General features: G+C 49.7%; 12 protein-coding genes. 4 read left to right on the top strand and 8 right to left on the bottom strand.

All coding sequences use genetic code 11. The annotated features are described in order from the left end of the window. Positions 1 to 191: 191 nt before the first annotated feature. From mltC to mutY, 3 genes are all read right to left on the bottom strand, one after another. Positions 192 to 1,334 (bottom strand): membrane-bound lytic murein transglycosylase MltC, encoded by a 1,143-nt coding sequence (mltC, locus tag BZG79_RS06045; protein ID WP_077773963.1) that lies wholly within the window; start codon positions 1,332 to 1,334, stop codon positions 192 to 194. Positions 1,335 to 1,435: 101 nt separating this feature from the next. Next, complete coding sequence (locus tag BZG79_RS06040; RefSeq protein WP_021024203.1) at positions 1,436 to 1,708, bottom strand: oxidative damage protection protein; 273 nt, start codon at positions 1,706 to 1,708, stop codon at positions 1,436 to 1,438. After that, positions 1,705 to 2,793, bottom strand: a complete 1,089-nt coding sequence (mutY, locus tag BZG79_RS06035; RefSeq protein ID WP_077576180.1) for an A/G-specific adenine glycosylase — start codon at positions 2,791 to 2,793, stop codon at positions 1,705 to 1,707. Before mutY ends, BZG79_RS06040 begins: the two co-directional genes overlap by 4 nt. A 201-nt stretch (positions 2,794 to 2,994) precedes the next feature. Between mutY and trmB the strand changes: the two genes are divergently transcribed. Then, positions 2,995 to 3,711: a tRNA (guanosine(46)-N7)-methyltransferase TrmB gene (gene trmB / locus BZG79_RS06030; RefSeq protein WP_021024205.1), complete on the top strand. Its 717-nt coding sequence runs from the start codon at positions 2,995 to 2,997 to the stop codon at positions 3,709 to 3,711. 90 nt (positions 3,712 to 3,801) lie between these two features. Next, positions 3,802 to 4,722, top strand: a complete 921-nt coding sequence (glsB, locus tag BZG79_RS06025; RefSeq protein WP_077459822.1) for a glutaminase B — start codon at positions 3,802 to 3,804, stop codon at positions 4,720 to 4,722. Between the two features lie 101 nt (positions 4,723 to 4,823). Here the strand turns inward: glsB and hemL are convergent, their stop codons facing one another. Beyond that, complete coding sequence (hemL, locus tag BZG79_RS06020; RefSeq protein ID WP_021022146.1) at positions 4,824 to 6,116, bottom strand: glutamate-1-semialdehyde 2,1-aminomutase; 1,293 nt, start codon at positions 6,114 to 6,116, stop codon at positions 4,824 to 4,826. A gap of 213 nt (positions 6,117 to 6,329) precedes the next feature. On the opposite strand from hemL, the gene erpA reads away from it, so the two are divergent. Continuing rightward, complete coding sequence (gene erpA / locus BZG79_RS06015; protein WP_021022145.1) at positions 6,330 to 6,671, top strand: iron-sulfur cluster insertion protein ErpA; 342 nt, start codon at positions 6,330 to 6,332, stop codon at positions 6,669 to 6,671. Between the two features lie 86 nt (positions 6,672 to 6,757). Here the strand turns inward: erpA and BZG79_RS06010 are convergent, their stop codons facing one another. Next, the gene (locus BZG79_RS06010) at positions 6,758 to 8,080 is read right to left on the bottom strand and encodes a peptidoglycan DD-metalloendopeptidase family protein (RefSeq protein WP_021022144.1); all 1,323 of its coding nucleotides are present in this window, start codon (positions 8,078 to 8,080) and stop codon (positions 6,758 to 6,760) included. Positions 8,081 to 8,324: 244 nt separating this feature from the next. On the opposite strand from BZG79_RS06010, the gene tyrS reads away from it, so the two are divergent. Next, the gene (gene tyrS / locus BZG79_RS06005; RefSeq protein ID WP_077773962.1) at positions 8,325 to 9,512 is read left to right on the top strand and encodes a tyrosine--tRNA ligase; all 1,188 of its coding nucleotides are present in this window, start codon (positions 8,325 to 8,327) and stop codon (positions 9,510 to 9,512) included. A 102-nt stretch (positions 9,513 to 9,614) separates the two neighbouring features. Here the strand turns inward: tyrS and BZG79_RS06000 are convergent, their stop codons facing one another. From BZG79_RS06000 to btuF, 3 genes are all read right to left on the bottom strand, one after another. Next, positions 9,615 to 10,178 (bottom strand): flavodoxin family protein, encoded by a 564-nt coding sequence (locus tag BZG79_RS06000; RefSeq protein WP_077773961.1) that lies wholly within the window; start codon positions 10,176 to 10,178, stop codon positions 9,615 to 9,617. 104 nt (positions 10,179 to 10,282) lie between these two features. After that, positions 10,283 to 10,894 (bottom strand): TRIC cation channel family protein, encoded by a 612-nt coding sequence (locus tag BZG79_RS05995; RefSeq protein ID WP_077773964.1) that lies wholly within the window; start codon positions 10,892 to 10,894, stop codon positions 10,283 to 10,285. 20 nt (positions 10,895 to 10,914) lie between these two features. Next, a complete protein-coding gene (btuF, locus tag BZG79_RS05990; protein ID WP_077773960.1) occupies positions 10,915 to 11,766 on the bottom strand; it encodes a vitamin B12 ABC transporter substrate-binding protein BtuF in 852 nt (283 codons plus the stop codon). Between the last annotated feature and the right edge of the window lie 18 nt (positions 11,767 to 11,784).

The following is an 11,784-nucleotide window of genomic DNA, read 5'->3' as shown; positions in this document are numbered from 1 at the left end:
GTCGGTAGAGCAGGGGATTTTCAATCCCCTGCTCTACCRACTGAGCTATCCGGGCTAACGGGGCGCTATTAAACGGATTTTCGGTCTCACCGTCAACTGTTTTTTTGAAAAAAGTCCGGATATCGCATTGTTTGGATAAAAAGACAGCGAAGTGCGATAAAAACACGCAAAAATTCGACCCTTATCGCGGTTTACTGGGGAAGTTGCGCGAAGCCTTTTTGATAGCGTGTGACCTTTTGTAAGTAGCGTCTTGACTCCGAAGAGGGGTGGCGATGGGTTAGCGCCCAGTAGACTTGGTTAGGTTTTAAACGGTTCAGGTCTTGCATTGCACGCTCGCGGTTATTATCAAAGGTCAGTAGCACATTACCGGTGCCGCCGTTATAAGCGGAAATCATACTGTAGTGTAAAGAAAGTGGGTCTCGCACCGCTTTGAGATAGCGATTTTTGAGAATATAGAAATAGGCGGTTCCCATATCAATGTTCTTTTCTGGATCAAAAAGGTACTCAGGTGTGGGCTGGCCACGACGTTTTTTTACCAGTTTGAATACATCGCGTCCCGCCGTTTTCGGGACCACTTGCATCAATCCATAGGCGTTGGCCCAGCTCACAGCATACGGGTTAAAGCTACTCTCGGTTTTAATAATGGCATAAATCAGCTTTTCAGAGATGCCGTAACGTTCAGAGACACGACGGACAATATCCGCATATTGATAGCTGCGTTGTGCGGCGTGATCCGTCACCATAGGAATAGTGACAAAATACATGTTTTGAAAACGGACCTGTTTTTTCTTTAGCCGCCGGTCAATAAGATAGTCAGCAAAGCGATTGGCGCGCCATTGCCAGGTGATGGCTTTACCTTCGTGATCAACCACTTGCCCTTCGAGAAATGGGCGTCCCGTCAGCGGAACTTTTGCTGCAGAGTAAAGATCCACAGAAGCAGGATCGCGCGGGGTTAATAGGGTGGTGACAATGGCTTGTCTGAGGTGATCTTTCGGATCGTCAGTTGCGACGGTTTCCACTTGGATCACACCGCGTTCAAAGTCGATTCGTGCGCGACTTTTGTAATTATCCGTGTATTTGACGTAGTCACGTTTTCCGGAAACAAAGACTTGATCTTCGCCCCAGCGGACTTCGATTTTGCCAGTAAATTGGCTGATAAGCTGATTCAGGGCGTCGAGATCTTTTTCGAATTGCCCTGGAATAGGCGCTAGATTTTTCGCAAACCGGTTAGTCGTTTGGTAATCCACGCCCACATATTTTTCGACGCTCTCTCGGCTGCAGCCGGAGAGCAACGCGCCATAACAGCACACTAACAAACAGAGTATTCGCGTCATTTTTGATTGTATTAGGATAAAAAAACACCCGCATTGAGCGTAACACAATACGGGTGCGTTGCTGTGGTCAAGCCGCCTAGCTGTGGGCGACACCACGGAATTTACGCTTCGGGTGGCACATAGCCATCGATTTGCACGTCTTTTCCTTCAAACAAAAAGTTGACCATTTCTTGTTCAATGATCTTACGATGTTCAGGATCCATCATATTGAGCTTCTTTTCATTGATAAGCATGGTTTGCTTCTTTTGCCATTCCGCCCAGGCTTCTTTGCAAATATTGTCATAAATGCGTTTGCCCAACTCTCCCGGGTAGAGTTGAAAATCGAGTCCATCGGCTTCTTTTTGGAGACGTTGGCAAAATACGGTACGGCTCATAATCTAGGCTCCTTGTCATCGCCGGTTAGAGATTGTTGGCGCTCATGTTCAAGCAAGGTTAACAGCTTTTTCACTGGGGCCGCTAATCCTACTTTTGCAGGTTGTGATAAGTTATACCAAAGCCCTTGGTTGGCTTCCATGATGATTTGCGGTCGCTCAACCACCGAGACTTTAATCGGTACAATATCTAAGTGAAAGTGACTGAAGGTATGTCTAAACGCGGTTAAGACCTCAGTTTTGACCGGTTTGATATTATGTAGCTTATCGGCAATATCGGCCTCGAGCGTGTGCTCAGCCGCTTCAGGCAAGCACCATAACCCGCCCCAAAGGCCGCTTGGTGGTCGTTGCTCTAACCAGATTTCATCTTGATGCTGGATCAGCAAAAAACTGGTTTGTTTGACCGGTAAGGTTTTTTTCGGTTTTTTGCCAGGAAAATCCATTTGCCGACCTTGTGCACGTGCCTCGCAGCGGTCGGCAACAGGGCAAAGATCACATTTAGGCTTGCTTCGCGTACAAACCATCGCGCCCATATCCATCATCGCTTGATTGTACTTGTCGGTATCTGTGGTGGGCGTGAGTGTTTCGGCAATCTCCCATAACTTGTTTTCTACCGGCTTTTTACCCGGCCAACCTTCGACGGCAAAACAGCGCGCTAAGGTGCGTTTGACGTTGCCGTCTAAAATGGGGTGCGGTTGACTGAGCGACAAAGAAAGCACGGCGCCGGCGGTTGAGCGGCCGACACCTGGGAGCGCCATGACCTCATCGAGCGTGGTAGGAAATACGCCATCATGGTGGTTGGCAATCACTTGTGCCGCTTTGTGAAGGTTGCGGGCACGGGCGTAATATCCTAACCCCGTCCATAAATGAAGAACTTCATCCTGATCGGCATTCGCTAAGTCGATAACGGTCGGAAACCGTGCCATAAACCGTTCAAAATAAGGGATTACTGTGCTTACTTGGGTCTGTTGCAGCATAATTTCACTGAGCCAGACTTTATATGGCGTTTTGTTTTGCTGCCAAGGTAAGGTTTTACGGCCATATTGCTCATACCAGTTTAAGATGGCATCGGAAAATGATTGACTCACTGTGTTCTCTCTTATTGTTTTGCTCACACGTGCACAAAGGCAGGCCACAGGGTACACTAACGGCAGGGCGTACTAATAGGATCAGCGCGTCCACCTTGCGCTATCGCAAAAACTTTGCATAATGCGCAGTCCGTTTAGATTTCCAACAATCGATGGTGACGGCTACCGGCATCATTACTACTGCATCACAGGCACCCAATCATGACTGAAGTCACTAAAACCGAACTCACCGAGGATGGCAAAGTTATTCGTAAAGTACGCAGTTTTGTGCGTCGCGAAGGCCGTTTAACGAAAGGGCAAGAGCAAGCGCTAAACGAATCCTGGCCTACCATGGGGATTGACTTTGACGCCACTGAGCTTGATTGGCAGCAGGTGTTTGGTAATGATAATCCTGTGGTGTTAGAAATCGGTTTTGGCATGGGTGCCTCTTTGGTTGAAATGGCAAAAAATGCCCCTGAGAAGAACTTTGTGGGTATTGAAGTGCATACCCCTGGTGTAGGCGCCTGTTTAATGGCAGCGCGTGAAGCCGGTGTCACCAATCTGCGTGTGATGTGCCACGATGCGGTCGAAGTGTTTGAGCAAATGTTGCCGAAAGAAAGTTTGGACACGGTGCAACTTTTCTTCCCTGACCCATGGCATAAAAAACGTCACCACAAACGCCGTATTGTGCAGTTACCGTTCGCTGAAATGGTAAGAGACAAGCTAAAAATGGGTGGCGTATTCCACATGGCGACGGACTGGGAAAACTATGCTGAGCACATGATCGAAGTGATGGAAGCGGCGCCTCACTATCAAAATATCGCAAAAGAGGGCTATTATGTTCCTCGTCCTGAAGAGCGCCCGCTGACTAAATTTGAGCAGCGCGGTCAGCGCCTGGGTCATGGTGTATGGGATATCAAATACACACGCACAGCCTAATGTGCTAAGGCGCGACGGCGCAGATAAGTGAAAGCCGAAAGCCAACCTCAGGTTGGCTTTTTTGTCCCCTGTTGTAAAAGGATCCTGTTGGTGAAACCAAGCTCTCAACTGTTAGCGCAAATCCTGGAGGATGTCCGTCCTTTAATGGGTCGCGGTAAGGTGGCTGATTACATTCCAGCTCTTGCGGATGTGCCGAATCATAAACTCGGTATTGCGGTTTGCTACAACGATGGCGACCTGATCACCGCCGGTGACGCGGACGAAGCCTTTTCTATCCAGTCGATTTCTAAAGCGTTAAGCCTGACATTGGCAATGCAAAATTATCGCGCGGAAGAAATATGGACACGGGTTGGTAAAGAGCCCTCTGGTCAGGCTTTTAACTCATTAATCCAGCTAGAGATGGAGCAGGGGATCCCGCGTAATCCGTTTATCAACGCTGGCGCCTTAGTCGTCAGTGATATGCTGCATACGCGTCAATCAGCCCCTCGCCAGCGGATGTTAGAGTTTGTGCGTCAGTTAGCGGGCAACCCCCATCTTTGTTATGACAAGGTGGTTGCGGATTCAGAAATGCAGCATAGTGATCGCAATGCGGCAATTGCTTATCTGATGCGCGCGTTTGGCAATTTTGACAATGAGGTGGTGCCGGTTTTAACTAATTATTTCCACTATTGTGCATTAGAAATGAGTTGTGTTGATTTGGCCAAAGCCTTTTTCTACCTGGCGAATCAAGGAACGCCTTTATCGGGAAAAACGCGGATTTTAACGCCGACGCAAAGCAAGCAAATGAATGCGCTCTTAGCGACGTGTGGCTTGTATGATGGAGCGGGTGAGTTTGCCTACCGTGTCGGTATGCCTGGCAAGTCTGGCGTTGGCGGTGGGATTATTGCAATTGTGCCAGGCGAAATGTCGATTGCCGTTTGGTCGCCAGAACTGGATCCATCGGGTAACTCGTTAGCAGGCACCGCCGCTTTAGAGCTGTTATCTGCTCGGATTGGGCGGTCTATTTTCTGATCCTAGCCCACGATTCCGGTGAATAAAAAGCCCCGCATGCACGATGAGCGGGGCTTTTTGTTATTAGGCGTAACGGTTATGACTGGGCTATACGCCCTTGGTTAGCCTTGTGCCGCGAGCGTAGCGAAGGCGTGGTCAGCCGCTGCCAGTGTCGCATCAATTTCCTTTTGGCCGTGCGCCAAGCAGGTAAAGCAGGCTTCAAACGCAGACGGTGCGAGATAGATACCTTGTTCGAGCATTAAGTGGAAGAAACGCTTAAAGCGCTCAGTATCGCACTGCTGCACGTCTTTGAAGCAAGTGACTGTGTCTTGGTCCGTAAAGAAAAAACCAAACATTGCACCGGCTCGGTTGGTCGCTAATGGAATACCGTGTTTGTCGGCCAAGGCTTTAAAGCCCTCAGCAAGTTGTTTGGTGACACTATTGAGGTAATCATGATTGCCTGGTTGACGTAGTTCACTAAGACACGCGAAGCCAGCTGCCATGGCGACCGGGTTACCGGCCAAGGTGCCCGCCTGATAAACCGGACCGGTCGGTGCTAAGTATTCCATCACATCGCGACGACCACCAAATGCACCTACAGGCATGCCACCACCGACGATTTTACCTAGGGTAGTCAAGTCAGGTTTGACGTCGTAATAGGCTTGTGCGCCGCCAAGTGCCACGCGAAAGCCCGTCATCACCTCATCAAAAATTAGCAGGGCACCAAATTCATCGCATAGCGCGCGTAAACCTTGTAAGAAACCTGGCTGTGGTGGCACACAGTTCATGTTACCGGACACTGGCTCGACAATAATACAAGCCACCTCGTCAGGGTAAGTCTCGAACGTTTGGCGTACCGAGTCTAGATCGTTATAGGTGCAGGTCAGCGTGTGTTTGGCAAAATCTGCCGGTACCCCGGGGGAGTTTGGCTCGCCGAGCGTGAGTGCGCCTGAGCCTGCTTTCACGAGTAAGCAGTCACCATGGCCATGATAGTTGCCTTCAAATTTGATGAACTTATCGCGTTTGCTATAGCCGCGCGCGAGACGAATGGCACTCATGGTCGCTTCGGTGCCAGAGTTCACCATACGCACCATTTCCATGGATGGAACAAGCTCAGCAACCAGTTCTGATAAAGTGGTTTCACTTTCGGTGGGTGCACCAAAGCTCAGTCCACGCTGGGCGGCATCAACCACAGCTTCTCGAATGGAGGCGTGGTTATGGCCGAGAATCATTGGGCCCCACGAGCCGACGTAGTCGATGTAAGCTTTGCCGTCGGCATCAAAGATGTACGCGCCGTCAGCACGCTCCATAAAGACAGGGTCACCGCCGACACCGGCAAATGCACGCACGGGAGAATTCACGCCACCGGGAATGGTGCGTCTAGCTTGTTGAAAAAGTTGTGCTGATTTGGTCATGACATATCCTGTTAGGTAAGGCTTCGCCTAAATTGCGTCGGTGTATTTTAACCAAAGATACAGAACACTGGCGAGGTAGAGTATGATTTCATTGCAACAAGTTTGGCAATTAATACGTACTGATCACAATTGCGATCAAGCGCGCAATACTTGAACACTTTACTCAGGTATTAGATAATCCAATACTAAGCACCAAGAGCATGTGAGGTAACAATGAGCGAAGCACCTTTGCCGTTAGAGTTTTCTGAGGCCGCGGCGACCAAGGTAAAGACGCTGATTCAGGAAGAAGAAAACCCAAACCTGAAACTACGCGTCTACATTACCGGTGGTGGCTGTAGCGGCTTCCAGTATGGTTTTACCTTTGACGAAAACGTCAATGAAGGCGATATGGAGATCGAGAAAAGCGGCGTGATGTTGGTAGTGGACCCCATGAGTTTACAGTATTTAATGGGTGGGAAAGTCGACTATACCGAGGGGCTGGAAGGATCGCGCTTTTTCATTGATAACCCGAATGCCACCACCACGTGTGGCTGTGGCGCATCATTTAGCGTCTAATTTTTCGGCTGCGATAAAACGTACGACTTTTCGTTCCATCACAAAAACGGCGCCCTGTAGCGCCGTTTTTTGTCGCAATAGCCTGTTTAACCGCCACGGTTATAATGGTTTAAGTTGCCTACTGTCGCCAGTAGCTGGTTAAATTTGCTCAACTGTGCCATACGAGATTCAGCCAAGCGAACGAATTCTCGCTTGTCTTTACCTTGCAGGGATTTCGCTTCTGGCAATGCGACGGTGCGTGGGTTCTTATGCACACCATTGACCAAGAACTCGTAATGTAAGTGCGCCCCCGTAACACGCCCTGTTGATCCAAGCGTGCCGACGATATCGCCTTGTTTGACGCGCTGGCCGGTTTTCACTTTGCGTTTGGTCAAGTGCAAATACTTAGTGATGTATGTCGAGCTATGGCGGATAAAGACATAATTGCCGTTAAAGCGATTATAAGACGCTTTCATCACGATACCGTCACCAGCCGCTTTGATAGGCGTACCAACCGGTGCGACATAATCGGTGCCGCGATGCGGTTTGACCCGACCCGTCACTGGGTGCAGACGGCGTGGATTAAAGTTTGAACTGACATATCTAAAGTTCACCGGCGAGCGCAAGAAGGCTTTTTTCATCGCTTTACCGGTTGGTGTGTAGTATTTGCCACTCTCTGCTCGCACGGCGGTAAAGGTTTCACCACGGTTGGTGAACGTGGCTGCCAGAATATTACCGCTGCCAATATGTTCACCTTCGACAAACTCCTCTTCATACAAGACGGAAAAACTGTCTCCGTTACGAATATCGAGGGCAAAATCGACATCCCAGCCGAAAATCCCCGCCAGTTGCATGATTTGGTTTGGAGTGAGGCCTGCGCCTGACGCGGCTTGCCAAAAGCTCGATTGAATGGTCGCTCGGGCAAAATTTATCTGGGTATCAACGTGTTTGGTTTCAATACGAGATTGATAGGTGTCATCGATCTTATTGACGATGAGGGTTTCATTGCTACCGCGTGGCTGAATCAGTTGCACCAGCTCGCCGCTGTCATCAACGCCTAAACGTACTTCATCACCAGGATTCAGATACGCCAAACGCTGGGTATGCTCATCGGCATTCACGAGGCGATAGAGATCGGTTGGGCTCAGGCCCGCGCGGTTAAACAGCAACGCCATACTTTCACCCGGTTGCACCTCATAGGTGGACCAATGGATAGTGCGGCTAAACTGTGCGGGCATTTCATCTTGTGGTGGCAGTAACGAGACGGCATCCACAGGGACAGGGTAGTGCTTACCCGGTTCAAAATTGGGTTGAGGGCGCGGGGTGCTTGGGCCATCAGGCACCAACATTAATAAGACCACGAATGCACTTAATGCACCGATAATGAGTTTATGTAACTTGGGTAAGGCTGCGAGTTTATTTAACGGCATGAAGACTATGTTGAATCACTACGAATAAAGTTATGACAGTCAGACACCCAATCGGTTTTATTGGGGATGATGCCCTGAAGTAGATTTGACACGGCTGACACAAAGACCACACACATTTTTTGATGGCAGCCACTGCGCACACCCTGTATACACTCTATCAGTTTAACTGGTTTCAAAAACTGTCGCTATTCGAGTAATATGTCTGTTTATCACATTTTTGCCTATTAGGTAGGAGCAACAGACTATGGCGAGCCTTGAAGCCGCGCTAGCAGAACTAAAACGTGGCGTTGATGAAGTAATCCCGGAAGACGAGCTGGTGGCAAAGCTGAAAGAGGATCGTCCTCTTCGCATTAAGCTCGGTGCGGATCCTACTGCACCGGATATCCACCTCGGTCACACAGTGATCTTAAATAAGCTCCGAGCTTTTCAAGCGCTTGGCCATGAAGTGATTTTTTTGATTGGCGATTATACCGGCATGGTTGGCGACCCGAGTGGTAAAAACACGACGCGCCCGCCATTGACACGTGAGCAGGTACTGGCAAACGCAGAAACCTACAAAGAGCAGGTCTATAAAATTTTAGACCCTGCTAAAACACGTATTGAGTTTAACTCTAAATGGCTGGGCGAATTAGGCACCGATGGCATGATTCGTCTCGCGGCGAGCTCAACCGTGGCGCGTATGCTCGAGCGTGATGACTTTAAAAAGCGTTATACCAGCAACCAAGCGATAGCTATTCATGAGTTTATCTACCCACTCTTGCAAGGCTACGATTCAGTCGCGTTGGAAGCGGACGTTGAGCTGGGCGGGACCGACCAAAAGTTTAACTTGTTAATGGGGCGTGAGCTGCAAAAGCAAGYGGGACAAAAGCCGCAAGTCGTGATGACGATGCCGCTACTAGTCGGGCTTGATGGTGTTAAAAAGATGTCTAAATCGGCCCATAACTACATCGGTGTCAGCGAACGTCCAGATGATATGTTTGGTAAAATCATGTCGATTTCTGACGATCTCATGTGGGATTACTATGAGCTGTTGTCATTCCGCCCTCTCGAGGAAGTGGCTCAGTTTAAGCAAGATATTCAAGCGGGTAAAAACCCTCGTGATATTAAGATCTTGCTGGCGAAAGAAATCATTGCCCGTTTCCATTCAGACGCCGATGCTGACGCGGCCGAGCAAACTTTTATCAATCGTTTCCAAAAAGGGGCGATGCCAGATGAGATGCCAAGCTTTACCTTTGAGCAAGGTATTGCGATTGGTAATTTGCTAAAAGAGGCGGGACTGGTAAATTCCACCTCAGACGCGCTGCGTATGATCCGCCAAGGTGCGGTGAAAATTGACGGCGAAAAAGTGGAAGACACTAAGCTGGTGCCAGCAGCGGGTGAAGCCGTATATCAAGTGGGTAAGCGTAAGTTTGCGCGTGTGACGTTAAGCTAGAGATCCCCTAAAAGGAGACTCTACGTAACGTATAAAGGCATGACTAGCTGATAACGAAAAGCCCTCGCGTAATTCGCGAGGGCTTTTCTCATGATTTACTGACTAGGTATGCCAAACGCCTTTTAGTGCACGTACCATGTGTTGACCAAGGTAAAACGCCGTTTGTAGGCAGGCTTCGCTAAGTTGGGCATCGTCTGGAGTGTGTGCAGTCACCCCAAGGCTTGTGCCACTTGGGTTAATGTTTTCTACCCCGATATTGGCACGGCCTAGGCTTAGCCACAGCATGTCATGCTGGCTGGCTAAGGTTTGGAAATACTGCAGTGTCTGGGGCTGATCGCCACCTGGGGAGGTGCCTACGGTAAAGCCTGCCGCGTACTTTCCTCGCCAATCTTGTGTTTCCCAGCTTGGGCTGGACGCATCGGCAAAGGCTTTAAATTGTGCGCTTGGCCCACCCATGTAGGTGGGAGCACCAAAGATGATCGCGTCGACCTCTTTGAGTTTTTCAAACAGCTTATCATCGATAAAGCGTCCGTTTTCTATCATTTCTGATGTAATGCGATACACCACTGGCTCGGCATCGCCGGCATGAATGCCTTCTGCGATGGTGGTGGCGAGTGCATGCGTGTGTTCATCTTCAGAGTGATAAATGATGGCAATGCTGATCATAGAGGCTCCTTTATTAGGCTGTTCTCCATGACATTAGGGTGTGCTGCCTAGATTTCAACCACCATTTGCCATATATCACGACACCTTAACACTAATGGCTATCACTATTTATCGAGCGCAAACGGCGGTAAAGATAAATGCCAGCGAATGGCCGCTAAACGGATCAGTAAGGTGGTGAGCATACCGGCGAGCGATGCCGTGACTGTGTCTGGACTCACTTCGATAGCAAGAGTATGGACAATGCCGCCAGCAATACAGGCCGTTGCATACACTTCCGTTCTCAGCACCATAGGCACTTCCCGCGCGAGCACATCACGAWTAATGCCACCGCCACAGGCCGTTATGACCCCCATGATCACCGCGACAAGTGGCGATGCACCATAGCTTAGAGCTTTATCCACCCCAATGCCGACAAAGACCGCTAAACCAATCGCATCCGCGCAAGGCAGTACGTACCAAGGTAGACGGCGCGGATGGCGGATCAGCAGCATGGTCGCCACGCAGGTGGCTAATATCACCCAAATATAAAGCGTATCGGTAATCCAAAAGGCTGGTGTGGCGCCCATGGCCATATCTCTGACGGTGCCTCCTCCAATGGCGGTGGCACAGGCCAACACCACCACGCCAAAGGGGTCCATCCTTAAGCGACCGGCGACTAACACCCCTGAAATAGCAAAAACGGCGGTGCCAAATAAATCGAATAAATACAGAATCATGGTTTGTGTCATGCTAGGTCCTATTGCGCGTGACGGACTTTATCGAGGGCGGTACAAATTTGCTCTGCGGCATTCAATGCGCGTGGTGTGGCGCGGGTTAACCAGTCAGGATTCAGTGGCCAGGTAAAACGTTGCGCGTGTTCGGGCACTAATTCAGCCATCGATTGCCAAGATTCTGGCAATGTCGCACCGGTGTAGAACACCGTTTGTGGTAAGCGAGTGATCACCTGTTCCATATTCACTTGCGGATAGGCGGCTGGGCTTTCGGCGAAAATATTTTCCCCGCCGCATAAGCGAAATAACTGACTCGGCCAAGCACGATCACTGGCGGTCATTAAAGGCGTATCGCTGAGTWGATAAAAATAGCGTACAGATGGTGCGTTCTGATAACGCGCTTTGAGCTGTGCGAGCTTTTTATCAAAGGCTTTTGCGTTGCGTGTGGCGATATCAGACGTCTTACTGTAGCGGCCTAACTCGCGAATAAACTGGCCAATGTCGCTAAGCTGGTTGGGGTTAAGGTAACGAATCTCAAATCCCATCTTAGCGAGAGTTTCTAGCGGTTTAGGCGGATTGCCGCCACGCCAAGCTAAAATTAAATCAGGCTTTAGGGCGATAATGCGCTCTAACTTTATCCCGCGGTAATTGGCCACGCGTTCAAGAGACTTTGCTTGCTCTGGATAATCACTATAGGCGCTGGCTGCGACTAGATGAGGACCAAGTCCTGCGGCATAGGCGAGCTCAGTCGCATGAGGAGCAAGACTGATCACTCGAGGTGACGTGGCATAAGCGCTGAAAGCCAGTCCCCAAAGTGAAATGAGAAACACAGGTCTACATACCAAAAGCAGCACGAGGCGGGCGCGAAAACGAGGCATCAATCCGAGTCCTTAAAG

The sequence above is a fragment of the Salinivibrio sp. MA427 genome, assembly GCF_001996115.1.
GTDB classification, from domain to species: Bacteria; Pseudomonadota; Gammaproteobacteria; order Enterobacterales; family Vibrionaceae; genus Salinivibrio; species Salinivibrio costicola.
This window is presented reverse-complemented; position numbering and strand designations above follow the sequence as displayed.